A 24389-nucleotide genomic window follows, 5' to 3' on the forward strand; every position below is an offset into this window, starting at 1 on the left:
TGTCCTGCGCGCCGTGCGCGTGCACCCTTTGCACACGACGCGTTGCCCGGTAACAGCCTCTCTTGATTGCGCCGTGCGCGCTAGCTGCGCTTGCGCCGGCTGCGATAGGTATCCAGCACCACGGCTACGACGATCACCGCACCGGTGATGATCCGCTTGGTCGGCTCGCTGGCACCGATCTGCGCGAGACCGGCCGCGAGCACCGAAATGATCAACACGCCGAAGAACGTGCTGATCACCGACCCACGACCGCCCATCAAACTCGTTCCGCCGATTACGACCGCCGCGATCACCTGGAGTTCGAGCCCGTCGCCAGCGTTCGGATCAGCGGCTTCGAGGCGCGAGATCTGGAACAGCGCGGCCAGCCCCGACAGCGCGCCCATCAGCGCGAACACGATGATCTTGTACGGCCGCGGATTGACGCCCGCGAGCCGCACGGCTTCCTCGTTGGTGCCGATGCCGACCAGATAGCGGCCGAACACGGTACGCGTCAGCACGAACTGCGCGACGATCATCACGACGACCGCGATCAGGAAAGCCGGCGAGATGCCGAACGCGATCGGATTCGACAGGACGTCGAAGGCGTCGCCGATATAGGCGGTGCGCGAATTCGTCATCTGGTAGGCAATGCCGCGCGCGCCTTCGAGCACGCCGAGCGACACGATGAACGACGGAATCCGCCAGCCGACCGTGACAGCACCGGTGAAGGTACCCGTCAACGCTGCGGCGATCATGCCGAGCAGCGCGGACGGTATCGGCCCCCAGCCCCACTTCAGCGCCGCGACGCTGACCACCGAGCCGCCGAGCGCGAGCACCGAGCCCACCGACAGGTCGATTCCCGCGATGATCAGCACGAACGTCATGCCCACCGACATCACGACCAGGTCCGGGATCTGGTTGGCAATCGTGCTGAACGTGTCGTAGCTCAGAAAATGCGAACTGAGCAGCGAAAACAGGACGATCATCGCGAGCAGTGCGCCGGCGAGACCGAGGTAGTTCGAAAAGCCGAAGCGCGTGCCGACCGGTTTACTGGCTTGTTTATCGGCTGCGCTCACTGCCTGGTTTGTGCCGCCTTGCGGCACCGGTTGATTCGTCATTACAGGCTCCCTGCTTCTTGCTTGTCGTTGCCGTGGTGGCTATCGTGGCTGTCCAGCAAGGCGTCGCGACTGCGATAGCCCGCGAACGCGGCGGCGAGCAGTGCATCCTGCGACCACTCGTCGCGCCGGAAAACACCGGTCATGCGGCCCGCGGACATCACACCGATCCGGTCGCAGATCAGCATCAGTTCGCGCAGGTCGCTCGACACCACGACAAGCGCCCGACCCTCGCGGGCGAGCGCTCCCATCAATCCATAGATATCGAACTTCGCGCCGACGTCGATGCCGCGCGTAGGTTCGTCGAACAGCAGCACGCGGCAGTCGCGTGCCAGCCAGCGGCCGATCACGACCTTCTGCTGGTTACCGCCGGACAGCTCGCCGACCGGTTGCGCCGGACCCGAGGTGCGAATGCGCATCGCGTCGATCTGCTGCTGCGCGAGCGCGTTCTCGCGTTTCGCATCGACGACGCCGTGACGCGAAACACTCCCAATGTTGCCGAGCGATACGTTCGCGGCAATCGGTTGCGGCAGCAGCAGGCCCTCGCCCTTGCGGTCTTCGGTAATCAGCGCGATGCCGTTGCGCACCGCGTCGGCGGGCGTGTCGATCTGCACCGGCAGCGGCGCTTCGCCCGGTGTGCGTGCCAGCGACACCGTGCCGCGGTCCTTGCGGTCCGCGCCGTAGATCAGGCGCATCAGTTCGGTCCGGCCCGCGCCGATCAACCCGCTAATGCCGAAGATCTCGCCCGCCTTCACTTCGAACGACACATCGTTGACGACTTTCGCCCGACCGAGGCCAGCCACTTTCAGCAACGGCTCACCGATGTTGCGCACACCGAGATCGATGCGCTCGCCGATCTCGCGGCCGACCATCAGCGTGACGATACGATCGCTCGACAGGTTCGCCATTGCGTCGACGTGTACGAGCTTGCCGTCGCGCAGCACGGCGACGCGCTCCGCAACCTTCGCAAGTTCTTCGAGCCGGTGCGAGATGTACACCAATGCGACACCGCGTGCCTTGAGCCGCTCGATCTGCACGAACAGCAGATCGACTTCGCGGGCCGTCAGCATCGCAGTCGGTTCATCGAGGATCAGCACACGGCAGTCGCCGATCAGATTGCGCGCGATCTCGACCATCTGTTGATGGCCGATGCCCAGTTCGCCGACGAGCGTATCGGGATCGATTGCGTCGAGCCCGACCTGCGCCATCGCCGCGCGCGCGTCTTCGCGCAACTTACGCCGGTCGATCCAGCCGAGTCGCAGCGGACCCGCCTGCGGCAGGCGATTCAGGAACAGGTTCTCCGCAACCGACAGCGTCGGTAGCAGGTTCAGCTCCTGCATCACCATGCGCACGCCGAGCGCTTCGGCCTCGGTGCGGCTCGCCGGCGCGTACGGTGCGCCGCCAAGCGTCATCGTGCCGGTGGTCGGCACGACCAGCCCGCCGACGATCTTCGATAGCGTGCTCTTGCCCGCGCCGTTCTCGCCGGTCAGCGCGAGCGCTTCACCGGCCCGCAAGGTCAGGCTCACGTCCGCGAGCACCGGCTCGGCATAAGTCTTGCCGATGCCGGTAACGGACAGTACGGCAGACGATGCGTCGTTGTCGGTCAAATCCATTGCAATCCTGGTTCCGGAGCCGTCGTGCGGAGCCTCGCCGGTGGTGACCGGACGAAGGTCTGTGCAGGCGGCCTCGTGTGTCATGACGCGCTCGACAGGCTGCGTGCGGCAGCCGGCCGTTACGCGTTTCGCTGGCAACCGACGATGCGACGAGGTGCGGCGACGTGCAATGCAGGCAGCACGTGCTACCTGCACCACCATGACGCTTTCCTCTGGAATATCGGCTGCGTAGCGGGTTTCTTGAGCGCTGGTTGGGCGGCAGCGGTGCGGGCCGCGAAGCCCGCGCCGTTGCGTTGCTCGCTACGTTCCTGGTTACGTTACTTCGTGACCAGATCGACCGGCGTCTCGACGATGCCGGACAACTCCGACTGCTTCTTGTGCTCGGAGATCGCCTTCAATGCCGTGTCGATACCGAATACCGCCTGCTTCGCGGCGTATTGATCGGCGGTGGCGAGTACGCGGCCGTCCTTCAGCATCGGCTTGATCGCGGTGATGTTGTCGTAGCCGACCACGTAGACCTTGCCCTGCTTGCCGGCCGCACGCACTGCCGAAACCGCGCCGATTGCCATGTTGTCGTTACCGGCCAGCAGTGCCTTCAGGTTCGGGTACTCGTTGAGCATCGCCGATGCAACCGCATTGCCCTTGTCGATTTCCCATTCGCCCGACTGCACCGACACGACGTTCGCGCCGACCTTCTGCATCGCGTCCTTGAAGCCGGCCGTACGTTGCTGCGCGTTGGTAGTCGTCGACACGCCTTCGATAATGCCGACCTGGTCACCGGCCTTCAGCTTCTGGGCCAGGTAGTCGCCGATCTTCTGCGCGCCCTTGCGATTGTCCGGGCCAACGAACGGCACGTTCAGATCCTTCGACTTCAGCACGTCCGGATCGAGCTTGTTATCGATGTTCACGACGATGATGCCGGCGTCGACCGCCTTCTTGACGACCGGCACGAGTGCCTTCGAATCGGCCGGCGCCAGCACGATCGCGTCGACCTTCGAGACGATCATCTGCTCGACGATGCGGATCTGGTTGGCGGTGTCGGTTTCGTCCTTGATGCCGTTCGTCACGAGATCGAACATGGCCGGGTTGTGCTTCTGATAATCCTTCGCGCCGGTTTCCATGGTCAGGAAGAATTCGTTGGCGAGGGATTTCATCACGAGCGCGACTTTGGGTTTCTTCGCGGGCTGGGCCTGGGCGGCGGCGGTGAGCGGCAGGGAAACGACTGCGGTGAGCGCGACAGCTGCCGCGAGCACGCGGCGGCGAATGCGGTGGTTCATGCGTTATCTCCAGTTGTTGGGTTCAGGGAAAACCCTATTTTTCGTACGCGCAAACGTTTGCGAGCGCCTATTCTCGACGCAGCTTATGCGCAATGTCAACTTTTCGCAGTGTTGCGCTGCATCGGCGGACAACTCTTTCTTCCCGTGCGGCGGGTACTGCGTGTTGTGGACACGACGCGTCGCGAGGCGGCGTGGCAAGGTCTCTCGTAGCGTTGGCGCGGATGGTACTTCGTAGCGCGCCCGGCCGCAGCGACATGCGCAGCGGCCGGGCCGCTTATGCTGGCCCTTTCTGGTGGGCGCTGCAAGCATGTGAGGGGTGGATGGCGAGCATGGGGTCGGCCGATCGGCCTGTGGCGCATGGAGGATGCGAATGTGACCGGTGAATCCAGCGAGGTGGCTTATGCCGGGAGGCGAACTCTCGATGCGGCTCGTGCCGGTCTACGCGAAGAGTATGGCGGCGTAATCGCGCGCGCCGTGCAGGACGTGAATGACGTCGATCCGTTTGGGCGGCTGACCGACCACACGATAAAAAATCTGATAGCTGCCGTGTGCCCTGTGCCGTACCCCGCGATCCTCGTAACGCGGCACGAGTGGGAAAGCGAGCGCCATATCGGCAAGGCCCAGGCATTTGTCTCGCAGTTCCCGCACAAAACTCACGGCACGACGCGGATTATCTGCTGCTATGTAGTCGCCGATGGCTTCGATTTCGGCTTCAGCAGTCGGCAAAATACGAACGATCATCGCTTGCCGTTTGCCAGTGCCTGATATTTTGCTTCGAGGCGGTCGAACACTTCCGTAGCAGGTTTGCCGAGGCCCGCATCCGAGTCGGCAATGCCGCGCCCGATCACGGTATCCAGCGCGAGAAGCTGTGTCTCGCGATCCTGAATCAGCCTCACGCCTTCACGCAGGACTTCACTTTTCGAACCGTAGCGGCCCGTCGCGACGAGACTGGTGATGTACGCCTCGAGTTGCTGTCCAAGGTCTGCGCTGATCATGGCTGTGCCCTCACTGTGCCCAGACCGCATATTAATCGACTTATCAACTATTATCAAACGAGTCACGCAAACCGGTTTCACAAGCGCCCCCTCTTCCAGACCACCGACAACAAATGCATTCGAGAATATCTGCAGCTCCAGCATGGAGCCCCGGTATCATCGAATGACGCGAGCGACGCGTCACCTGCACCCGTCGCCCATCCATGTCCAACCTCCAGTCCCATCATGCTCGGCATCGTCCACTTCCCGCTCTTCCTGCTTGCCGTCACGGCGCTGAATCTCACGCCCGGTCCCGACCTCGCTTATGTCGCCGGACAGAGCATCGCGCACGGACGCCGCGCCGGTCTACTGTCCGCATTGGGTATGTCGTTTGGCGGTTGCGCGCATACGGTGGCATGTGCAGTGGGATTCACCGCGCTTCTGGCGGCTTCGCCCGGCGCGTTCAATGCGATCAAGTGGATCGGCGCCACGTATCTGATGGTCCTCGGCGCGCGCACGCTTTTGTCGGCGACCAGGGCCGGCGCCAAGGATGCAGACGCCCCGCCCACCCCGCAGCTCTCGCGCGGCAGACTGCTGTTGCGCGGCTTCGTGACCAACGCGTCGAACCCGAAAGTGCTGCTGTTCTACATCGCATTCTTTCCGCAGTTCGTCGCTGCGGACAGCCCGCACAAGACGCTCGCGTTTCTCGTGCTCGGTGCGGTGTTCGTGCTGCTCGGGCTCGCGAACGACTGCATCGTCGCGTGGGTGGCGTCGACAGCCGCCCGCGCTGTGCGCGGGAAGCCGGTCGTACGGCGCTGGATCGACCGGGTAGTCGGTGCCGGCTTTATCGGCCTCGGCGTGCGCCTCGCGCTGACCGAACGCTAGACAGATCGATCACAGCCACCCCGCGCGTCTGAAGCGCCACCACAGAAACACATCGACGACGAGCATCGACGCGATACAGATCGGGTAGCCGTACTTGTAATGCAGCTCGGGGATGCTCTGGAAGTTCATCCCGTAGATCCCCGCGATCATCGTCGGCACCGCGAACAGCGCCGCAAACGATCCCAGCCGCTTGGTCACCTCGCTCTCAGCGAGCGAGATCATGCCGAGGTTCACCTGGATCGCCGTGACGATCATTTCGCGGCGCCCTTCGATCGTCTTCACGATCCGCTCCAGGTGGTCGTAGACATCGCGAAAGTACGCCTGCATGCCGACACAGATTTGCGGAATCCGTCCACCGGTGAGCTTGCCGAGCGATTCGAGCAGCGGCGCAATGTGATGCTGAAGAATGACGAGGCGGCGCTTCAACGAGTACAGGTCCTCGATGATCGCGCGCGACGACGAGAGATCATGCTTGTCGAAAATGCGGTCTTCGACGCCTTCGATTTCCGTCCCGATCGCTTCGAGAATCGGGAAATAGCGGTCCACGAGATCGTCCGCCAGCGCATACAGCACGAACGCGGAGCCTTCCTTGAGCAGTTGCGGCTCGCGCTCGCAACGTTCGCGCACCGCCTGGAAACCGAGCTGGGTCCGGTTGCGTACCGACAGCACATAGTTGCTGCCGACGAACACGTCGACCTCGCCGATCTTCAGTTCACCGTGCTCATCCATTTCGACGGTGTGCATCACCGCGAATAGCGACTCGCCGAACTCTTCGATCTTCGGTGTCTGGTGTCCGTTGAGAACGTCTTCGATGGCGAGTTCGTGGAGCCCGAATTCTTCCTTCATCGTTTCGAGCTCATCTGGGCCCGGGTCTTTCAGCGCAACCCAGACGAAGCACTCAGGCTTCGTCAGGTAGACGCTGATGTCGTCGATTTCAATATCGGCCAGCTTTTTGCCGTCCTGATAGGCGGCACAATTGATCAACATGTGGGGGTACCTTCAAAACGGATACGTAGCGACGCTCCGGTACGGACGTAGCGCAGCCGGCATGATAGCGAGCCAGTATGCCGCGAATGTGTCGAATCTTACCGTTTCGTCATATTACGAATAGCCTTCATTCGGGCCTGACATCGCCTGGTTGTGCGTCACTTCGGCATCCGCACAAGCCCGACCCGATGATCCTTGTCGAACACGATGCTCGCGTGATTCGTATAGCGCGCGTCGACCGGAAACGCGAATTCGAGCACCGGATCGAACTGCGTCGATACCGCGAGGCGATGGGCACCGGGTGTCAGGTAGAAGATCGCGTGTTCGCCGTTCATCAGATCGGTGACCTGCTCGCCGTCGACATAGACGAGCACGTCGCGAAAACGCACGATCACATCGCTGGAGCGCTCGCGGCGTATCTCGACTGCGACGAGACCGGCGGCGGGCTGGGTGGTTTCGCGCTTGAGAATGCGCTCGGGCGGCACCGGCTTGAACGGCACGGGATCGGCGGGTGATGGCGCGCAACCGGCGAGCGGTGCGACCATTGCGACTGCAACGACCACGACGGTCGCGGTCACAGTCGCACGCGATGCGCTTCGTACCGCGGTCATGGCTCTCGCGGCTGTTGCAGTAACGCCCGGGTGCACTCGCATGACGGTCTCCCTCTTGTGTGGTCGCTACGTCGCGTGCCGCGCTTAGGTGTTGTGTCTCTGCATGACGTTCCGCGCGGCGCAATCTGCGTCCATGATACCTGCGCGGTCGGCGAAGCCGGTACGCGCTTGCACGGTGTGCGCTTCTTGTTCATGATCCCCGCTACACCGATACACCGATACACCGCTACACCGCTGCCTGCGAAGGTGCCCGGCATAAAACGCCGGTCAGGACGGCAACCGGAATCGTCAACCTTGTACCAGGAACCGACCCGTGACGTATCTGTTTTTCTTCTGCGGCCATGCCGGCACCGGCAAGACAACCGTCGCGAAACATCTCGCCGCGCCGTTGATGCGCGCAACCGGCACGCCGTTCTGCCTGCTCGACAAGGACACGCTATACGGACCACCGGGCGCCGCCGCGATCGGTGCGCTGACCGGCAATCCGAACGATCGCGACAGTCCGCTTTATCTGCAGCATCTGCGCGATCCGGAATACCGCGGGCTGATCGACACCGCGCGCGACAATCTCGAACTCGGCGTGAGCGCTCTGGTGGTCGCGCCGCTGTCGCGGGAAGTGCGCGAGCGGCGGCTTATCGATCGTGCGTGGCTTGGCGTGGCGGACGATGTCGCGATTCGCATCGTATGGGTGCATACCTCCGAAGCGCTTGCGCATCAGCGCATCGCCGAACGCGGCCATCCCGACGATGCCTGGAAGCTCGCGCATTGGGACACATATCGCGAGCGGCGCTTCGAACCCGCCGACGATATTCGCGGCGATCTACTGATGTTCGACAGCAGCGCACCCACCACCGCCGACTACGATGCATTGCTCGCGCAACTGGTCGACCGGCCGCGTGCGACCGGTGCGATGTTGCCGCCGTTGCCGGTCTAGAACACGCGTTTCACCACCTCTCGCTGCATGTCACATGCGCAGCGCAGCTACCACCGATAACAACGCCGCACTAACAAAAATGCCCCACTCAATTGAGTGAGGCATTTCGTCTCTACTTCGACACGGCACGCGCGTCGTCTGCTCCGGATACCCGCGGCCGTCTATGCGACCTGTCCACGTATCCGCACGGCCCTCGAACGGCAGTGGTTCAGACGGTCGCCATCGCATCCATCGTCTGGCCTTCGTACAGCTGGCCAAAACGATTGGCGAGGAATTCACGCAGCGACACCTGCTCCTGACGCACGAAACCGCTTTGCGGCAGCTTCTTCTCGCGGAACAGATCGAGCACCGCGCACATCGCGCCGGCGGTCGTGATCTGGATCGCGCTCATCGGTACGCCGCAGACCGTCTTCGCGAAGATCTTGCGCGTGAACACTTCCTGCACGAGTTGCCCGTTACGCATGCCGCTCACCGTGATGAAGATCAGCACGACGTCCTGCTCGGTCGACGGCACCGACTTGCGCATGATCGTCTTGAGCGTGTCGCGGTCGCTGGCGAGGCGCAGGTCTTCGAGCAGGAACTTCATCAGCTCGCGGTGACCCGGATAGCGCACCGACTTGTAGTCGAGCGATTCGACGCGGCCCGAGAGCGTTTCGCACAGCGTGCCGAGACCGCCCGACGTATTGAACGCTTCGTATTCGGTGCCGTCGAGCGAGAAATGCTCGAGGCCTTCGAGCGGCTGCACCCATTGCGTACGGTTGTCGCGAATCGCTTCGCAAGGCTGGCAGTACTCGTTGATCAGGCCGTCGACGCTCCACGTCAGGTTGTACTTCAACGCGTTGGTCGGGAACTCGGGCAGCGCGCCGACGCGCATCTTCACGTCGCGGATTTCGGTGAAGCGGTTGGCCAATTCGTGTGCGGCGAGCCCGATAAAACCGGGAGCGAGGCCGCATTGCGGCATGAATGCATGGTCGGCGTCTTCAGCGATCGCACGGATCGCGTGGGTCGCGCGGACATCTTCGGTCAGATCGAAGTAGTGGACGCCGGCGCCCTTCGCAGCCGTCGCAACGTTCACTGCGAGGTAGTACGGCAGCGCGTTCACGAGCGCATCGAAGCCTTGCACGGCGGCACGCAGTGCGGCGGCATCGCCGGAATCGACGCGACGCGTCGGAATGCCCTGAGCGGCAAGTTTGTCGAGCGCCTGTTGGTCCCGATCGATTGCGACGACTTCGTAATCGCCGGTTTCGCGCAGCATGTGGGCGATGGTGTGGCCGATCAGACCTGCGCCTACGATGGCTACTTTCATGCGCTTCTCCTTGTTCTGTGTGGACGGGCTGTCTCCAGCCGGAAGGTGCGCCGCGCATCGTTACCGATGCTTCGCGCGGCGTGCGGGCCGAACCCTTGCGACACAGTGTAAGGAGAAGGAGAGACAGATCCTAGGCGCAAAATGCTGCGAAATGACCATCATTTTCGACGATATGACGAAGCGGGTCGTCGATCAGTCGAAGTGCACTGCAACACGCCGCGCCGGATGCTTCAGTTGCCCATCGTGCCGCGGTCGATCTTGCGCGCGAGAATGATCGACGTCGTCGTACGCTCGACACCTTCGAGCCCGCCGATCTGATCGAGCAGATCGTTGATCCGGTCCGGAGAATCGGCACGCAGCCAGGCGACGTAATCGAACTCGCCACTCACCGCGCACAGCAGTTGCACTTCGGGCATCTTCGCGAGGCGCTTCTGCACGTCGGCACCGTGGCGCGGCGCGATGATGATGCCGACGTAGGCAGAGATGCTCGCGTCGAGCACATCCTGACCGAGCCGCACGTTGTAGCCCGCGATCACATTGGTCCGCTCAAGACGCGCGATCCGTGCAATCACAGTCGTACGCGCCACGCCGAGTTGTCGCGCGAGATTGGCAACGCTCTCGCGCGCGTTCACCTGCAGCAAGGCGACCAGGTTACGGTCGAGATCGTCGAGTTGGTCGAGTCGCGGAGGTCTCATCGAAAGCAGGATCGAGGTCGGAAAACAAGGAAAAGGAACGGCGCGCTGCAACTTCGCCAACGCCACACGAACCGCAGCACACGCGGATTATGCCCGGGTTCGCGGCGAGCCGATGCATCATGTGCCGAGATGCTCGATCACGAAGTCGATGAACGTGGTGAGTTTCGGCGCCGCACGCCGGTCGCGCGGATAGATCAGATGCACGGGAATGCCTGCTGGCAGATAGTCTTCGAGCACCGACACGAGTTGCCCGCTCGCAATCTCCTTCGCGAGCAGCGCTTCGGGTTGCAGCACCAGGCCGAAGCCGCGCAGCGCGGCCATCTTTAATGCCTGGCCATTGTTGGCGCGAAACCGTCCGGGCCGCAACTGACTCTCGCCCTCGGCATCGCCGTCGAGCCGCCATAATCCTTCGCGTCCCCAGTGCAAAAAACCGAGACACTCGTGATGCGCGAGGTCGGCGGGAATGCGCGGTGTGCCCGCTCGCGCAAGATACTCCGGCGACGCGCACGCGCGCATCCGGTACGGCTTCAACGGCCGCGCGACGAAACTGGAATCGGGTAACTGACCGATCCGCACGGCCGCATCGAAGCCCTCGTTGACGAGATCGCTGATGCGGTTCGACAGATCGAGTTCGAGAATCACGTCGGGCCATGCGCTGAGGTAATCGGTCATCGCCGGCACGAATACTTCCACGCCGTAAGTCAGCGGTACCGTCACCTTCAGCACGCCGCGCGGCGCTGACGCCATCGCCTCCGCGAGCGACTCCGCTTCTTTCACTTCTGCAAGAATCCGCCGGCACTGTTCGTAATACTGGCGACCAATCTCCGTCAGACTCTGGCGCCGGGTCGTGCGCGTCAGGAGCCGCGTGGCCAGCCGTGTTTCGAGCGAGCGGATATGCTTGCCGGCCATCGCCGACGAAATACCGAAACGCGTGGCGGCCGCCGTCAGGCTGCCGGCCTCGACGACGGCCACAAAGACTTCCATGCTGGCGAACTTGTCCACCTGCTATTTCCTGTTCGTTTCGTTTGTAAGCAGTTGTCGCATTGCAGCCGCAATGCGCGGATATCGTGATACTAATATTGCCAAGGCGAAGCGGACAGCCGGGGTTGGCATGATCCCTTACCGCCGATACGAACGACCATCAGGAGTCTCGATGAAAAAAACCCTCGCTATTCTCGCCACCGCCCTCACGATGAGCGGCGCTTTCGCCCAGGCTTCCGCGCCGGCCGCACCCGCTCCGTCGGCAGCATCTGCGCCTGCGGGCAAGGCCACGCACGAACAGCACGTGGAAGAGCGCATCGCCTATCTGCATACGCAACTGAAGATCACACCGCAGCAGGAAACCCAGTGGAGCGCCTTTGCCGACGTAATGCGCGGCAACGGTCAGACCATGGGCCAGCTGTACCAGGAGCGTCATGCGAACACGAACGCGACCGCGCTCGACGACATGAAGCAGTATGCGCAGATCACCCAGGCTCAGGCCGACGGCACGAAGAAACTCGTCGATGCGTTCGAGCCGCTGTACAACGCTCTCTCGCCGGACCAGAAGAAGCTCGCCGATGCGACCTTCCGTCAGTCGTCGCACCCGTCTGACCGGGGTCAGCGCAAGCATTCGGGTAAGGCGCAAGCGCCTGCTGCTGCAGCCAGCGACGCCGCCGCTCAGTAAGCTCCGCGGTACGCTGCCGAGTAAGCTTATCGCAAGACGTACGGTCGAAACGGCGCACTCGCGCCGCTCAACCGGCACAGAACGCCTGCCCTCACCGGCAGGCGTTTTTTTATGAGTTCCGCATTTTCGGCATCCGGTGCATGCAAGCGCCACGCTTTCGCGCTACGCTGGCGGCCATTTCAACAGCATGTGCCCCGCCGTGTCGGGCAATCGCCTCATGATCGAACTCCGCAACATCGACCTGCGCACCGACGCCGCCGCCCGGCGTGTCGTCAAGGACGAAACCGTCACCGTCAATTTCGCTGACCGCGACGGCGAACTGATGAGCCTCGAAGGACCGAACCGCTATGTGAGCGGAGATGCACTGGTCACCGGTTCGACCGGCGACCGCTGGGTCGTATCGCGTGAACGCTTCGATGCGAAATACGTTCCGGCGCGCGACGGGCTTGCGCATGGTGTGGCGGGCCCGTATCGCAACCGCCCTGCAATCGTGCTCGCAAAACGCATGGACGAAGCGTTTTCGCTGGCCCGGTCTGCGGGCGGTGGCGATGTGCTCAACGGCACCGCCGGCGACTGGATCATGCAGTACGCACCCGGCGACTACGGCGTCGTGCAGGCCGCGCGCTTCGCCAAGGTCTATCGTCTCGCGAGAGACAAGTAACGATCGATTCGCGCAGCGCTCACGCGAACTCTTCATCGAGATCGACAGTCACTTCGCGCGGGACTGCATCGCCGTTCGCATATTGCTCTTCCAGCGATCCGATCGCCGCTTCGACATACGCACGCAGCACCGCGAAACTGCGTCCGCGCAATTGCGACGGTAACGCGCGATAGCGCGCCAGCGCCGCGGGAGCGATAGCCACAGTCAGCGCAATACGGCGCGCGGTCGATCCAAAGCGCATCGCCACCCAATGGACGACGAGCGTCGATGTACCGTCGTCGGCGGGACGCTCGGTGAACTGGGTCTGCTCGGGAAACAGATCGCTGATGACACGCGCGAGCTCCTCGATATCGGGGCTCGCGCAGTCGTATTGGTAGGCTTCCATTTTCTCGGGGCTCGGGTCTTCGTCAATTCGGCTCACGACGCGGTCCGCACCGGCCGGCGCACCTGCCGCACCAGCACCACAGCGACGACCAGCGCCAGCAGCACATAGATGCCATCGACCGCGATCAGCGATAGCATGCGCGCCTGAAACAGCGTGGCGGGCAACTCGATCAGCGCGTGTAGGGCGATCGCGAGCGGCAAGGTACCACGCCAGCCCGCCCGCACCCCGCGCCACATCAGCACCGACAGTCCGATCTGGAACGCCAGCGCGGCAAGCCGCTCGAGCACGAAGATGCCGCTCATCATCGGCGACAAGGTGGCGAGCACCAGGTGCACACGCACCATCGAATCGCTCGGCAGGTTTGTCAGATGCTCGTCGAGCTGGCCGCGATTCGCGAGCACTGCGAAGACGATCCATTGAAACTGCACCAGCACGCCGACGAGCCACGCTTCCGCGCCGCCGTGACCGATGCCGTAGGCCAGCGCGCGTCCGTCCGACGACGGATCGGCGGCCGGTGTGCCGCGCGCGGCACGCTGCCACATCATCCGCATCGCGATGAAACGCCCGACCTCTTCACAGACGCCGGCTATCAGTGCGCCGTACACGACGAACGTCAGCGGGTGCGTGAGCCACCCGGCGGTCGTCGCGTTCATGCCGAGCACGTAGTCGTTCACCGCGCGCTCGACCACCATCGCAAACAGCGCAAACACCGCAATGCCGGCGATCGTATCGCGCCGGTTGAATACGAATGTGCGCGTCCAGCGGCGATACAGGACGACCGGCAGAGCCGCGACAAACAGCGTGGCAAGCGAGAGACAGATAAGCGTGAGCGGTGCGACGACCATGAGTTTCCTTGCAGTGACGGGCGAACAGGCGGCGCGTGTTCAACGTGCGCCGCAACCCGAATGATCGCAGATCAGCGCGCGGTCGAGGCGCGCACGATCAATTCGCCGGGCAAAAGGCAGTCGCGCGCGGGCGCATTGCCGCCTTCGATCCGTTCATGCAGGAACTCGACAGCGCGATAGCCGATCGCGTAAGTCGGCTGGCGAATCGCCGTGACGCCGGCGAGTTCGGCCCACTCCGGATCGTCGACGGACAGCAGCGCGACGCGCTCGGTCCAGCGCGGACCGTGCCGCTGGTTCAGATGCAGCGCGATACGCAGCGCGACCGGCGCGTTCGCCGCAAATAGTGCGAGGCGATCCGATGCGGTGTCGATCGTGCGATCGAGCGTGGCGAGTGTATGGGCGGCGCTGGCGTCGTCCGACAGGTCGAGCACCATCGTTTCGCCGTGTACTTCACCGGCGAAGCGGCTCAGCGTTTCATGGAAAGCGGCCTCGCGCAGGCGCCGCGAACTGACCTGCTCATACGGCTGGACCACGAAGCGGATATCGGTGAAGCCGCGCTCCAGCAGATGCTGCGTTCCGCGGGTCGCCGCATCGACATTGTCGAGGCCGACCATATCGGCGGCGAGCCCTTCCACGGTCCGGTCGACGAGTACGGCGGGAATACCGCCACCCGCCGGCCGCAGCGTGTCTTCGCTCACGCCAAGCGCATTGACGATTACGCCTTCGACCCGGTACGTCGTGAGCAACTGCAGGAAGCGCCGCTCCATCTCGACTTCGTTCGCGGCGTGACAGATCAGCGGCATGTAGCCGAGCGCACTGCACGCCGCTTCGACGCCTTGCAGCACTTCGACCGAATACGGATTCGTCAGATCGGCGAGCAGCATGCCGATCAGGCGGTTACGGCCGCGCTTCAGGCCGCGTGCCATCTGGTTCGGCTGATAGTCGAGACGCTCGATCGCTGCGGCGATGCGCGTGCGCATGTCGGCGGACAGTACGCTCATCTCGCCGTTCAGATAGCGCGAGATGCTGGTCTTGCCGGTGCCGGCTTCGCGCGCGACGTCGCTGATCGTCGCGGGCCTCTGCCGGCCAGCGGACGATCCGCTCATCGACCGAGCACGTCGCGGTTGACGACGTTGTGTGTCAGCGTGCCGGCCAGCGCCGCCACCAGGTTTTCGGCGGCGCAGCGTGCCATCGCGTGACGCGTTTCGTGTGTCGCGGAGCCGATGTGCGGCAGCGCGACCACGTTGTGCAGTTTCAGTAGCGGTGAATCGGCGGCGAGCGGTTCGTGTGCGAACACGTCGAGCCCCGCGCCATGGATCGTGCCCGCCTGGAGCGCGTCAATCAGCGCGGCTTCGTCGACGGTCGCGCCGCGCGACGCATTGATCAGGATCGCGCTCTTCTTCATCGCGCGCAGTTGCGCGGCGCCAATCAGATGATGTGTCTCAGGCGTGAGCGGTACCTGCAGGCAGACGAAGTCCGATACGGCCAGCAGCTCCGACAGTTCGACGCGGCGCGCGCCATACGTTTCTTCTGCGACCGGGTTCGCGCTGCGATTCGTGTATAGCACCTGCATGTTGAAGCCAAGCGCCGCGCGCCGTGCAACTGCGCCGCCGATCCGCCCCAGCCCGACGATGCCGAGCGTCTTGCCCTGCACGTCGACGCCGAAGTGACCCGGGCCGATGCTGCGCTGCCAGTGGCCGGCCTTCACCCAGTCGGCCAGTTCGACGACCCGGCGCGCCGTTGCGAGTATCAGCGAGAACACTGTGTCGGCGGTCGATTCGGTCAGTACGTCGGGCGTGTTCGCCAGCAGGATGCCGCGCCGCGTGAGATCGGCGACATCGAAATTGTCGAAGCCGACTGAAATTGTCGATAGCGCTTTCAGTCGGGTCGCGCCTTCGAGCATCGATGCATCGATCTTTACGCTCGCACCGATCGCACCATCGGCGTCGCGCAGTGCCGCAACGAATGCATCATGCGTATCGCGTGATGAGGTATCGATCTGCACGACTTCGAGGTGGTCGCGCAGATAGGCGAGCACATCGTCGGGCAATGGTTTGTAGGCAACGATCTTTTTCATCAGCTTCCTTTCCCGTGAAGAGGCGTGGCGAGCGTACGTACCGCTGGGCTCTGCGGCTTCACTGCCAGCGTGAAGATTACCGCCGCGACGAGCGCGACGCTCATGAACGCATACGATGCCGCCGGTGTTCCGGTTGCGCCGTTCAGGTAACCGACCACATACGAACCGACGAACGAACCGAGCGCGCCCATGCTGTTGATCAGTGCCATTGCGCCGCCGGCGACGTTCTTCGGCAGCAGCTCCGGCACGATCGCAAAGAACGGCCCGTACGGCGCGTACATCGCCGCGCCCGCGATGACCAGCAGCGCATATGAGAGCCAGAAATGCGTCGTGCCCAACGCATATGAGGCGGCAAACGCGACCGCGCCCACCAGCAGGAACGGCCAGACGAAGGCTTTGCGGCGATCGAGTTTATCCGATGCCCACGACACGACGAGCATCGCGATCGTCGCGGCCAGGTACGGCAATGCCGACAGCCAGCCGGTCTCGACCATGCCGAGTGTCGAACCGTTCTTGAGGATCGACGGGAGCCACAGCACGAAACCGTAGACACCGATGCTCCAGCAAAAATATTGCGCGCACAACTTGATCACTGCCGGCGAGCGGAACGCCTCGCCGTAGTTGCGCACCGGTTTGATGGCGGCCTGTTCCGCGCGCAGTGCGGCGTCCAGCGCGTCCTTGTCCGCGCGCGTGAGCCACGATACCTGCGCGGGCTTGTCCTTCACGATGAACCACCAGCACACCGCCCACACCACGGCCGGCGCGCCTTCGGCGATAAACATGTGGCGCCAGCCGAACGAATGCACGAGGTAGCCGGACACGACCGACATCCACAGCACGGTGACCGGATTGCCGAGAATCAGGAAGGTGTTTGCGCGCGAACGCTCCTGTTTGGTGAACCAGTTGCTGATAAAAATCAGCATCGCCGGCATCACTGCCGCTTCGACGACACCGAGCAGGAAGCGAATCACCATCAGCGACGGCACATTGCTGACGACGCCCGTCAGCGACGCACAGCCGCCCCACAGGATCAGACTCCAGAACACCAGCTTCTTCACACTGCGACGTTCGGCGTAGATCGCGCCCGGAATCTGGAAGAAGAAGTAGCCGAGGAAAAACAGCGCACCGATCAGCGACGCGAGTCCCTTGCCGATACCGAGGTCCTGGTTGATGCCCGCCGCGGACGCGAAGCCGAAGTTCGCGCGGTCGAGATACGCAAGACTGTAGGTGATGAACACGATCGGCATGATCGTCCACCAGCGACGCACGGCGAGCGATGAGGTCATGGGGTTGTCTCCTGGTTCTGATGTCCGGGTACGACGGACGCGGGTATCGCGAAGCTGTCGTGAAAGCGCTGGACTAGGCGATGCAAATCACGCCGCGCCTCATCCCGCCGTTGCCGGTGCCGTCGGGTTGCCGTTGTGACGATCGTCCGCGCGTTCGAGCGCGTCGAGTTGTGCCCGCGTCGGCAAGCCCTCGGAATCGCCGATCACCTGGATCGCGAGGCCGCCGATGCGGTTGCCGCGCGCCACTGCATCGGGCAGCGCCCGGCCTTCGAGCAGCGCGCTGACCACGCCGACCGCAAAGCCATCGCCGGCGCCCACGGTATCGACGACATTCGCGACCGGCTGCGCGGCAACCGTGCCGGTGCGTTCGGCGGTGCGGTAATACGCACCCTGCGGGCCGAGCTTCACAATCACGCCACGTGCGCCGCGGTCGAGATAGAAACGGGCGATATCGTCGGGACTCGTGTAGCCGGTCAGGATCTCGCCTTCACCGATGCCCGGCAACACCCAGTCGGCCAGCAAGGCCAGCGCATTCAACCCCTCGACCATCGCGGCGCGCGACGGCCAGAGCGTCGGACGCAGGTTCGGATCGAATGAAATCGTCTTGCCTGCGGCGCGCATTTCGTGTGCCAGATGAAATGCGAGTTCGCACGATGAGGCGGAGATGGCGGGTGCGACACCGGTCAGATGCAGATGGCGGGCGCCGAGGACATAGTCGGCGGCGTAGTCGGCGAGCGACAGATGACTCGCCGCCGAGCCCTTGCGGAAGTACTCAATGCTCGGATCGCTGCCGTCGTCGTTCTTTGATTTGAGCTGGAAGCCAGTCGGATAGCGGTCGTCGGTTGTCACGCAGCGTTGATCGATGCCTTCGTGACGCAGCGTCTCGCGCACGTATTCGCCGAACGAATCGCGGCCGACGCGGCTCATCCAGCCGACCTTGAAACCGAGCCGCGCGAGACCGATCGCCACGTTCAGGTCGGCACCGGCGATCCGCTTCGTGAACTGGCCGACACCGGCGAGCGGGCCGGGCTCGGTTGCGACGAACAATGCCATCGCTTCGCCGTAGGTGACGATATCGAGTGTCGAGGTCATGGTGTCTTGTGGCGAGTGCTGGGTATCGGGTGTTTGCGTCATGGTCTGCTTTGCTTCGTTGTCTGCTTCGTTCTCTGCTGATTGTCCGCTCGGTTATGCGCCCGGCTGCGTGCTTGACTGCCTGCTTGAGCGTCCGTCTGAGCGCGTACGTTATGCCTCACCCAACCACGTAACGTAATGCGCCGCGTCGGCCGCGAGCCGGCTCGTATCGAATGGAAATTCGATGCCGCGCGGCACGGTGCGCGGCAACAGCGGCAGCACGGCGGCGAAGACGGGATCGTCAGCGGCCGGTGCGGCAGCGAAGCGGCGCGCGCCCTCGCCCTTCACCGCCTTGCAATGGACATACTCGACGTGCTGCGCCAGCTGGTGCGCGGCTTCAACCGGCTGTTCGCCCGGCCATTGCCAGTTGCCGATGTCGAACGTCATGCCGATCAACCCAGCGTGTCCGCTGCAGGCAAGCGCATCGAACAATCCATTGAATTGCGCAAGCGCGCCGCCCTCCTTCAACTGACCGTTCTCGACCACAAGACGCGTACGCGCTCCGTCGAGGCATGCGGCCAACGCGTCGCCGGCCGCATCGCCGGAAAAGCCGCCTAGCTGCAGTTTGACGAAGCGCGCACCGAGCGCATGCGCTTCGTCGCGAGCCAGCGAGAGCGCCGCTGCATCGAGCGTGCCGTGCGGCGTATAGAGCGTCGCAGGCGTCGAATAGACTGACCACATGCCGAGTTCGTCGATCGCGGCGCCCAGCGCGCGCAACGCCTGCGGCGCGGCATCCGCCTCCGAAGCAAACAGCTCACGACGCACTTCGAACCCCGCCGCGCCAGCCTCCGAGGCAGCCGCCAGCCACGCCCGATGACCGTCGCGCCGCACGGCATCCACGCCGAACGCGCTCGCGACAATAACGACTTCCGTCATGTCAAAAATCCCTTTTCGCACCGTTTTCGGCAAATGGAACCGGTTCCAAAAGCATTTTGAAAAAAAGCGCAAAGCGCTAGTTGGGACGAATGATGCGCCTCGCCAGCATGGCGAACCATCGTGGTAATCCCCTATCCGGCCGATGAACCGTGCTCCGCCATGCACAGCTCGAGAAAGCGCTGCGCGACACGCGACGGCGCGCTGGCGTGCGGCAACAGGATCGAGAACCGGCGCGTGCAGGGTTCCGGCGCCAGCGAAACGAGACACAGCGCAGCGTCCTCGTGACGCATCGACATCGCCGAGACGAAACCGATGCCCATGCCCGCGCGCACCGCCTCCTTCACGCCCTCGACCCCAGCGATTTCGAGCGCGACGCGCATCGGCGCCGCCGCCCGCGCAAAAGCCCGTTCGATGACCTGTCGCACGCCTGAGCCCGCCTCGCGCAGAACCAGCGGCCACGCACCGAGTTCGGCAAGCGTCGCGCGGCGCGGCCCCTGCGGGTCACCGCCCTGCACGAGCGGGTGCGAGCGCGGCATGATCGCGACGATCTCGTCCTCGCGCCATGGGTGAACCGCCGTATCGAGCGGCAGATCCGAGCCGACCGGCCCTTCGATCAACGCGATATCGACCGAAGCGAGCGCGGCGACGATCTCGGAGGTATTGCCGTCGGCGGTATGCAGCGTAACGTCGGGATAGCGCTGATGAAAATCGGCGATCAGATAAGGCAGCAGGTAACTGGCTGGCGTCGTGCTCGCCCCGATGCGCAGCGTGCCGCGCTCCATGCCGCGCAATGCGTCGCGATAAGCGTGAGCCTGCCGCCAGGTGTCGCGCAGATGCGCGGCATAGGTGGCCAGTTGCTCGCCGGTCGGCGTCAGACGCACGCCACGCCCTTCCCGCTGGTACAGCGGCTCGCCGAATTCTTCCTGCAGCAGACGCAGTTGCCCCGACACCGCCGGCTGCGACAGATGCAGTGTCTCTGCCGCGCGGCTGATGTTGCGGTGCTCGGCTACGGCGGCGAAAGTTATCAGCTGATCAGGGGTCATGAGATAGAAATATCAGATTTATCGATATCTTACGTCGTAAATGACGATTTCTCATACCGATATATCCAAATTAGGATTAGGCCATCGCGTCGAAATCGCTTTATTCGAAGGCCATCTGCCATGTCCACCGTTCATGTACACGCCGTCCCCAGCGCCGCCTCGTCGACGCGCGGTCACCTCAACGGCATCCTCTTCGTCGCGCTGTTCGCGGCGGCCGTCACGCGCATCGCGCAACTGCCGGCGATCGCCGGACTTGGACTGAGCCCGCTGATCGTCGGCATCGTTGCCGGAGCGATCTACGGCAACGCGTTGCGCGACGGTATGCCCGAGAGCTGGGCAGCCGGCGTCAATTTTTCGGCACGCAGGCTGTTGCGAATCGCCGTGGCGTTCTTTGGTCTGCGGGTCAGTCTGCAGGAGATTGCTCAGGTCGGACTGCCGGGTCTGACGGAGTCGGTACTGATCGTGGTCAGCACGCTCGTCGTCGGCACGTGGGCTGGCATGAAGCTGATGAAGCTCGATCGCGACACAGCGTTGCTTACCGCCGCCGGCAGCGCGATCTGCGGTGCCGCCGCGGTGCTCGCCTTCGAGTCGACGCTGCAGTCCAAACCGCATAAGAGTGCGATGGCGGTCGGTAGCGTCGTGCTGTTCGGCACGCTGTCGATGTTTCTCTACCCGGCTCTTTATCGCGCCGGCTGGCTGCACCTCGACACGCTCGGCGCGGGCCTCTTTTTCGGCGGCACGATTCATGAGGTCGCCCAGGTGGTTGGCGCTGCGGCGAACGTGAGCCCGGAGGCCACGCATATCGCAACGATCGTGAAGATGACGCGGGTCATGCTGCTGGTGCCTGTGCTGCTGGTCATCGGTCTCTGGCTGAACCGCTCGGCTCGCGGTACGAATGACACAAACGGCATGAGCAGCGCGAGCGGCGAGCACGGCGCACATGCAGCACGCAAACTAGCCGTACCCTGGTTCGCCCTCGGTTTCCTCGCGATGGTCGTCGTCAACTCGCTGCACGTTCTCCCTGCCCCAGCCACACAAACGATCAACACGCTCGACACCTTCGCACTGACGATGGCCATGACCGCCCTCGGCATCGAAACGCGCCTCTCGCAGATCCGCCAGGCAGGTCCGCGTGCGCTGACCACTGGGTTGATCCTCTACGTATGGTTGACGGTTGGCGGACTGGGTATCACATGGGCTGTCGAGCGCCTTTTCGCGTAGACCCAACCCCTGCGGCCGGCCTCGCCCGGCACGCCCGCAGCCCCGCCGATGGCGGGGCTTCTGCGCTTTTACGCGAGCCGGTGTGCGCCGATGCGTTGCGCGCGCGGCATACTTCATGCTCGCCCGATGTACACACACAGCCTCAGCAAGGACCGATCGATGACCTACCGACTCTACTACTGGGATGGCCTGCAGGGCCGCGGCGAATTCGTGCGGCTCGCACTGGAGGAAGCCGGCGCCGACTACGTCGAAGTGGCACGTGGCGACGAAGCGGCCGGCCTCGGCACTGGCGCGATGATGGCGCGGCTAGGCAGCAAGGACGAAACGCATCCGCCGTTCGCACCACCGTTTCTGCAGGACGGCGAGCTGATCGTGTCGCAGACCGCGAACATCCTCTTTTACCTCGGCCCGAAGCTTGGTCTCGCACCACGCGACGAAGGTCTGCGCTTCATCGCGAACGGCCTGCAGCTGACCATCGCCGACATGGTCACCGAAGCGCACGACACGCATCATCCGCTCGCGAGCAACCTCTACTACGAGGACCAGAAAGACGCCGCGAAAATACGGGCAAGCGATTTCATCGATCACCGCATACCGAAGTTCATGCGCTACTTCGAGCGGGTGATAAAACAGAATCCCGCCAGCGAAGACTTCCTGGTCGGCGATGCGCTGACCTATGTCGACCTGTCGATGTTTCAGCTGATCGACGGATTGATGTACGCGTTTCCGCGCGCGACAAAGCGTTTCGGCACGCAGTATCCAAAGCTTGCAGCCCTGTACGCCCGGGTTATCGCACGGCCGCGGATCGCCGCCTATCTCGCCTCCGACCGGCGGCTTCCACACAACGAGGCGTGCGTCTTCCGGCACTACCCGGAACTCGACAAGACGGCACGCTAGCGCGCTGGCGCATCGTCGCGGACGCGATTAACGACTGTAGCGACGCGCAACCCGTGTCGCTGCGGGCATACTCGACGGCGCCCTCGCACGCATTACGCGCCTTGCGCGGTGCTATCCTTCGGCTCGCGCCACCCACTCACGCTTCACGCACTCCACGCTCCCGCCGTGCTCTCATTCCTGCTGAAACTGCGTACCCGCGCGCAACGTCTGTTCGGGCTCTCGGATGCGCATACGATGCTGCTCTGGTCGGTGGTCGTCGGTGTGGCCGGGGCGTTCGCGACGATGGCCTTCCGCGAAGCCATCGCGCTCATGCAACGCGCGATCTCCGGCGAGTCGGGCGGCGGCCTCGTCGAAATGGCGCGCCGGCTACCGTGGACCGTGCGCATCTGGCTACCCGCGGCGGGCGGTCTCATCGCCGGCGTCATCCTGCTGATCGCACGGCGCGGCGCAGAGCGCCACAATCACACCGATTACATGGAAGCGGTCGCGATCGGCGACGGTGTCGTGCCGGTGCGGCTCAGCCTGTGGCGCAGCCTGTCGTCGCTGTTCACGATCGCGAGCGGCGGATCGATCGGCCGCGAAGGTCCGATGGTGCAGCTTGCCGCGCTCGCCGCCTCGCTGATCGGACGCTGGGTGCACTTCGATCCGCCGCGGCTGCGTCTGCTGGTCGCCTGCGGCGCCGCGGCCGGCATCACGGCAGCCTATAGCGCGCCGATTGCGGGCGCGTTCTTCGTCACCGAAATCGTGCTCGGCTCGATTGCCATGGAAAGCTTCGGGCCGGTCGTCGTTTCGTCGGTGGTGGCGAACATTACGATGCGCGAGTTCGGCGGCTATCGTCCGCCTTACGAAATGCCGGTTTTTCCGCCCGTGACCGGCGTCGAAGTGCTGCTGTTCGTCGCGCTCGGACTGCTGTGCGGCGCGGCGGCGCCGCAGTTCCTGCGGCTGCTCGACGTATCGAAGGCGGGCTTCCAGCGCATCGCCTTGCCACTGCCGCTGAAGCTTGCGCTCGGCGGTCTCGTCGTCGGCATTCTGTCGGTCTGGACGCCCGACGTCTGGGGCAACGGCTACAGCGTCGTCAACGCGATCCTGCATTCGCCGTGGACCTGGAGCGCACTCGTGCTGGTGCTCGTGTTCAAGCTCGTCGCCACTGCTGCGACCGCGGGCTCGGGCGCGATCGGCGGGATCTTTACGCCGACGCTCTTCGTCGGTGCCGTGCTTGGTTCGCTGTTCGGCCAGGCGATGCACGCGCTCTGGCCGCATGGCACGTCCGCGCCGTTCGCCTACGCGATGGTCGGCATGGGCGCCTTCCTCGCCGGCGCCACCCAGGCGCCGCTCATGGCGATCCTGATGATCTTCGAAATGACGCTCAGCTACCAGGTCGTGCTGCCGCTGATGCTCTCGTGCGTGGTCGCGTATTTCGTCTCGCGCGCGATCGCCAAAACGTCGATGTATGAAATCACGCTGCATCGGAACCGCGAAGAACAGGAACGCGTGCGGCTGCGCGCAACCCAGGTGCGCGAACTGATCAAACCGCCGGACACCGTCGTGCAACCGGGTGCGACGGTGCAGGAAATGACGCGCGTGTTTCTCGAGTATCCGGTCAAGTATCTGTACGTGACTGACGAGGCCGGCTGTTTTCTCGGCGTCGTGGCGCTAAAAGACATCACGTCCGATCTGCTCGAGCGGCGCGAAACATCGACCCGCACCGCCGCCGATTACCTGCAGCCGCACTTCGATGTGCTGACGCCCGACATGCCGCTCGGCGTCGCGCTCCAGCACTTCATGGCGTTCCAGGGCGAACGGCTGCCGGTGATCGAAAGCGCACAACACCCGACGCTTGCCGGTGTCGTCTACAAGACCTCGCTGCTCGATGCGTACTTCAGGATGAATCCGCACCGCTGAGCGGTCGCGCAACACTCATCGCA

25 protein-coding genes are annotated in these 24389 nt (G+C 63.8%); 7 read left to right on the forward strand and 18 right to left on the reverse strand.

The window, feature by feature from the left end:
- Positions 1 to 80: 80 nt before the first annotated feature.
- The 5 genes from BWP39_RS01155 to BWP39_RS01175 form a co-directional block, all read right to left on the reverse strand.
- Positions 81 to 1097 (reverse strand): ABC transporter permease, encoded by a 1017-nt coding sequence (locus BWP39_RS01155; protein WP_096716546.1) that lies wholly within the window; start codon positions 1095 to 1097, stop codon positions 81 to 83.
- The gene (locus tag BWP39_RS01160) at positions 1097 to 2707 is read right to left on the reverse strand and encodes a sugar ABC transporter ATP-binding protein (protein ID WP_096716723.1); all 1611 of its coding nucleotides are present in this window, start codon (positions 2705 to 2707) and stop codon (positions 1097 to 1099) included. Before BWP39_RS01160 ends, BWP39_RS01155 begins: the two co-directional genes overlap by 1 nt.
- A gap of 317 nt (positions 2708 to 3024) precedes the next feature.
- A complete protein-coding gene (locus BWP39_RS01165) occupies positions 3025 to 3984 on the reverse strand; it encodes a sugar ABC transporter substrate-binding protein (RefSeq protein ID WP_096716547.1) in 960 nt (319 codons plus the stop codon).
- 438 nt (positions 3985 to 4422) lie between these two features.
- Complete coding sequence (locus BWP39_RS01170) at positions 4423 to 4725, reverse strand: type II toxin-antitoxin system RelE/ParE family toxin (protein ID WP_096716548.1); 303 nt, start codon at positions 4723 to 4725, stop codon at positions 4423 to 4425.
- Positions 4722 to 4979, reverse strand: a complete 258-nt coding sequence (locus BWP39_RS01175; protein ID WP_096716549.1) for a type II toxin-antitoxin system ParD family antitoxin — start codon at positions 4977 to 4979, stop codon at positions 4722 to 4724. The genes BWP39_RS01170 and BWP39_RS01175 overlap by 4 nt, the downstream gene beginning before the upstream one ends.
- A gap of 225 nt (positions 4980 to 5204) precedes the next feature.
- On the opposite strand from BWP39_RS01175, the gene BWP39_RS01180 reads away from it, so the two are divergent.
- Positions 5205 to 5843, forward strand: a complete 639-nt coding sequence (locus BWP39_RS01180; protein WP_096716550.1) for a LysE family translocator — start codon at positions 5205 to 5207, stop codon at positions 5841 to 5843.
- Between the two features lie 9 nt (positions 5844 to 5852).
- Here the strand turns inward: BWP39_RS01180 and corA are convergent, their stop codons facing one another.
- Entirely contained in the window at positions 5853 to 6830 is a 978-nt protein-coding gene (corA, locus tag BWP39_RS01185; RefSeq protein ID WP_096716551.1) for a magnesium/cobalt transporter CorA, read from the reverse strand.
- 158 nt (positions 6831 to 6988) lie between these two features.
- Complete coding sequence (locus BWP39_RS01190) at positions 6989 to 7483, reverse strand: hypothetical protein (protein WP_207556521.1); 495 nt, start codon at positions 7481 to 7483, stop codon at positions 6989 to 6991.
- Between the two features lie 271 nt (positions 7484 to 7754).
- Here BWP39_RS01190 and BWP39_RS01195 point away from each other — a divergent pair, with 271 nt between their 5' ends.
- On the forward strand, positions 7755 to 8375 hold the full coding sequence (locus BWP39_RS01195) for an AAA family ATPase (RefSeq protein WP_096716553.1): 621 nt from the start codon (positions 7755 to 7757) through the stop codon (positions 8373 to 8375).
- Positions 8376 to 8583: 208 nt separating this feature from the next.
- Here the strand turns inward: BWP39_RS01195 and BWP39_RS01200 are convergent, their stop codons facing one another.
- The 3 genes from BWP39_RS01200 to BWP39_RS01210 all read right to left on the reverse strand — a co-directional run bounded on the left by BWP39_RS01200 (position 8584) and on the right by BWP39_RS01210 (position 11378).
- Positions 8584 to 9681 (reverse strand): saccharopine dehydrogenase family protein, encoded by a 1098-nt coding sequence (locus tag BWP39_RS01200; RefSeq protein WP_096716554.1) that lies wholly within the window; start codon positions 9679 to 9681, stop codon positions 8584 to 8586.
- A gap of 230 nt (positions 9682 to 9911) precedes the next feature.
- Positions 9912 to 10376 (reverse strand): Lrp/AsnC family transcriptional regulator, encoded by a 465-nt coding sequence (locus BWP39_RS01205; protein ID WP_096716724.1) that lies wholly within the window; start codon positions 10374 to 10376, stop codon positions 9912 to 9914.
- Between the two features lie 117 nt (positions 10377 to 10493).
- Positions 10494 to 11378 (reverse strand): LysR family transcriptional regulator, encoded by an 885-nt coding sequence (locus BWP39_RS01210; RefSeq protein WP_096716555.1) that lies wholly within the window; start codon positions 11376 to 11378, stop codon positions 10494 to 10496.
- Positions 11379 to 11529: 151 nt separating this feature from the next.
- Between BWP39_RS01210 and BWP39_RS01215 the strand changes: the two genes are divergently transcribed.
- On the forward strand, positions 11530 to 12042 hold the full coding sequence (locus BWP39_RS01215; RefSeq protein WP_096716556.1) for a Spy/CpxP family protein refolding chaperone: 513 nt from the start codon (positions 11530 to 11532) through the stop codon (positions 12040 to 12042).
- Positions 12043 to 12259: 217 nt separating this feature from the next.
- Entirely contained in the window at positions 12260 to 12703 is a 444-nt protein-coding gene (locus BWP39_RS01220; protein WP_096716725.1) for a PGDYG domain-containing protein, read from the forward strand.
- A gap of 19 nt (positions 12704 to 12722) precedes the next feature.
- Here BWP39_RS01220 and BWP39_RS01225 read toward each other — a convergent pair whose 3' ends face one another.
- From BWP39_RS01225 to BWP39_RS01260, 8 genes are all read right to left on the reverse strand, one after another.
- Positions 12723 to 13088: a DUF3022 domain-containing protein gene (locus BWP39_RS01225; protein ID WP_096716557.1), complete on the reverse strand. Its 366-nt coding sequence runs from the start codon at positions 13086 to 13088 to the stop codon at positions 12723 to 12725.
- 32 nt (positions 13089 to 13120) lie between these two features.
- A complete protein-coding gene (locus BWP39_RS01230; protein ID WP_096716558.1) occupies positions 13121 to 13933 on the reverse strand; it encodes a YhfC family intramembrane metalloprotease in 813 nt (270 codons plus the stop codon).
- Positions 13934 to 14004: 71 nt separating this feature from the next.
- Positions 14005 to 15039 carry a LacI family DNA-binding transcriptional regulator gene (locus tag BWP39_RS01235; RefSeq protein WP_096716559.1) on the reverse strand — a complete coding sequence of 345 codons (1035 nt, stop codon included), beginning with the start codon at positions 15037 to 15039 and terminating at the stop codon, positions 14005 to 14007.
- A complete protein-coding gene (locus tag BWP39_RS01240; protein ID WP_096716560.1) occupies positions 15036 to 16010 on the reverse strand; it encodes a 2-hydroxyacid dehydrogenase in 975 nt (324 codons plus the stop codon). The genes BWP39_RS01235 and BWP39_RS01240 overlap by 4 nt, the downstream gene beginning before the upstream one ends.
- Positions 16010 to 17296, reverse strand: a complete 1287-nt coding sequence (locus BWP39_RS01245) for an MFS transporter (RefSeq protein WP_096716561.1) — start codon at positions 17294 to 17296, stop codon at positions 16010 to 16012. The genes BWP39_RS01240 and BWP39_RS01245 overlap by 1 nt, the downstream gene beginning before the upstream one ends.
- 99 nt (positions 17297 to 17395) lie before the next feature.
- Positions 17396 to 18430 (reverse strand): sugar kinase, encoded by a 1035-nt coding sequence (locus BWP39_RS01250; protein WP_407944768.1) that lies wholly within the window; start codon positions 18428 to 18430, stop codon positions 17396 to 17398.
- 108 nt (positions 18431 to 18538) lie between these two features.
- Entirely contained in the window at positions 18539 to 19303 is a 765-nt protein-coding gene (locus BWP39_RS01255; RefSeq protein ID WP_096716563.1) for a TIM barrel protein, read from the reverse strand.
- Between the two features lie 131 nt (positions 19304 to 19434).
- Positions 19435 to 20346 (reverse strand): LysR substrate-binding domain-containing protein, encoded by a 912-nt coding sequence (locus BWP39_RS01260; RefSeq protein ID WP_096716564.1) that lies wholly within the window; start codon positions 20344 to 20346, stop codon positions 19435 to 19437.
- Positions 20347 to 20466: 120 nt separating this feature from the next.
- Between BWP39_RS01260 and BWP39_RS01265 the strand changes: the two genes are divergently transcribed.
- The 3 genes from BWP39_RS01265 to BWP39_RS01275 all read left to right on the forward strand — a co-directional run bounded on the left by BWP39_RS01265 (position 20467) and on the right by BWP39_RS01275 (position 24366).
- A complete protein-coding gene (locus tag BWP39_RS01265; RefSeq protein ID WP_096716565.1) occupies positions 20467 to 21567 on the forward strand; it encodes a YeiH family protein in 1101 nt (366 codons plus the stop codon).
- A gap of 159 nt (positions 21568 to 21726) precedes the next feature.
- Positions 21727 to 22464, forward strand: coding sequence for a glutathione S-transferase (locus BWP39_RS01270; RefSeq protein ID WP_096716726.1), 738 nt, complete (start codon positions 21727 to 21729; stop codon positions 22462 to 22464).
- 165 nt (positions 22465 to 22629) lie between these two features.
- The gene (locus tag BWP39_RS01275; RefSeq protein ID WP_096716566.1) at positions 22630 to 24366 is read left to right on the forward strand and encodes a ClcB-like voltage-gated chloride channel protein; all 1737 of its coding nucleotides are present in this window, start codon (positions 22630 to 22632) and stop codon (positions 24364 to 24366) included.
- Positions 24367 to 24389 lie beyond the last annotated feature (23 nt).

The sequence above is a fragment of the Paraburkholderia acidicola genome, from assembly GCF_002362315.1.
GTDB lineage: Bacteria > Pseudomonadota > Gammaproteobacteria > Burkholderiales > Burkholderiaceae > Paraburkholderia > Paraburkholderia acidicola.

Coding starts and splice junctions, on each gene's coding strand:
- BWP39_RS01155 (WP_096716546.1), bottom strand. CDS start 1,097: ATGACGAATCAACCGGTGCCGCAAGGCGGCACAAACCAGGCAGTGAGC.
- BWP39_RS01160 (WP_096716723.1), bottom strand. CDS start 2,707: ATGGATTTGACCGACAACGACGCATCGTCTGCCGTACTGTCCGTTACC.
- BWP39_RS01165 (WP_096716547.1), bottom strand. CDS start 3,984: ATGAACCACCGCATTCGCCGCCGCGTGCTCGCGGCAGCTGTCGCGCTC.
- BWP39_RS01170 (WP_096716548.1), bottom strand. CDS start 4,725: ATGATCGTTCGTATTTTGCCGACTGCTGAAGCCGAAATCGAAGCCATC.
- BWP39_RS01175 (WP_096716549.1), bottom strand. CDS start 4,979: ATGATCAGCGCAGACCTTGGACAGCAACTCGAGGCGTACATCACCAGT.
- BWP39_RS01180 (WP_096716550.1), top strand. CDS start 5,205: ATGCTCGGCATCGTCCACTTCCCGCTCTTCCTGCTTGCCGTCACGGCG.
- corA (WP_096716551.1), bottom strand. CDS start 6,830: ATGTTGATCAATTGTGCCGCCTATCAGGACGGCAAAAAGCTGGCCGAT.
- BWP39_RS01190 (WP_207556521.1), bottom strand. CDS start 7,483: ATGCGAGTGCACCCGGGCGTTACTGCAACAGCCGCGAGAGCCATGACC.
- BWP39_RS01200 (WP_096716554.1), bottom strand. CDS start 9,681: ATGAAAGTAGCCATCGTAGGCGCAGGTCTGATCGGCCACACCATCGCC.
- BWP39_RS01205 (WP_096716724.1), bottom strand. CDS start 10,376: ATGAGACCTCCGCGACTCGACCAACTCGACGATCTCGACCGTAACCTG.
- BWP39_RS01215 (WP_096716556.1), top strand. CDS start 11,530: ATGAAAAAAACCCTCGCTATTCTCGCCACCGCCCTCACGATGAGCGGC.
- BWP39_RS01220 (WP_096716725.1), top strand. CDS start 12,260: ATGATCGAACTCCGCAACATCGACCTGCGCACCGACGCCGCCGCCCGG.
- BWP39_RS01225 (WP_096716557.1), bottom strand. CDS start 13,088: ATGGAAGCCTACCAATACGACTGCGCGAGCCCCGATATCGAGGAGCTC.
- BWP39_RS01230 (WP_096716558.1), bottom strand. CDS start 13,933: ATGGTCGTCGCACCGCTCACGCTTATCTGTCTCTCGCTTGCCACGCTG.
- BWP39_RS01235 (WP_096716559.1), bottom strand. CDS start 15,039: ATGAGCGGATCGTCCGCTGGCCGGCAGAGGCCCGCGACGATCAGCGAC.
- BWP39_RS01240 (WP_096716560.1), bottom strand. CDS start 16,010: ATGAAAAAGATCGTTGCCTACAAACCATTGCCCGACGATGTGCTCGCC.
- BWP39_RS01245 (WP_096716561.1), bottom strand. CDS start 17,296: ATGACCTCATCGCTCGCCGTGCGTCGCTGGTGGACGATCATGCCGATC.
- BWP39_RS01250 (WP_407944768.1), bottom strand. CDS start 18,430: ATGACGCAAACACCCGATACCCAGCACTCGCCACAAGACACCATGACC.
- BWP39_RS01255 (WP_096716563.1), bottom strand. CDS start 19,303: ATGACGGAAGTCGTTATTGTCGCGAGCGCGTTCGGCGTGGATGCCGTG.
- BWP39_RS01260 (WP_096716564.1), bottom strand. CDS start 20,346: ATGACCCCTGATCAGCTGATAACTTTCGCCGCCGTAGCCGAGCACCGC.
- BWP39_RS01265 (WP_096716565.1), top strand. CDS start 20,467: ATGTCCACCGTTCATGTACACGCCGTCCCCAGCGCCGCCTCGTCGACG.
- BWP39_RS01270 (WP_096716726.1), top strand. CDS start 21,727: ATGACCTACCGACTCTACTACTGGGATGGCCTGCAGGGCCGCGGCGAA.